At 55.6% G+C, this 214-nt stretch carries 1 protein-coding gene; it reads left to right on the top strand.

Translation table 11 applies throughout. The features are described 5' to 3' along the window. Window positions 1–214 (top strand): hypothetical protein (locus tag GBM95_RS12470; protein WP_193222720.1); only part of this gene is annotated, 214 nt, incomplete at both ends.

Raw genomic sequence — 214 nt, 5'->3', positions numbered from 1 at the left:
GAGAAGGGCATTTTCGGCGTCGAGGAAAGAACCCGTGTATTCGCGAGCGGCACCGAGGAAGCCTGCGTCGGCTTATTCTTCGACGGCATTCGAGGATGCCGAAAGTCCATGGACGACATTGCCCGGGTGCTGAAGAGCCAGCAGGACATCAAGGCTCAGATCATTGGCGGAAAGAAGCTCAGCAAGCTCAAAATTGCTTCCGACATGAAGCCCT

Origin of the sequence: Sutterella seckii (assembly GCF_009183815.1) — a bacterium.
Taxonomy (GTDB): Bacteria; Pseudomonadota; Gammaproteobacteria; order Burkholderiales; family Burkholderiaceae_F; genus Sutterella; species Sutterella seckii.
This window is presented reverse-complemented; position numbering and strand designations above follow the sequence as displayed.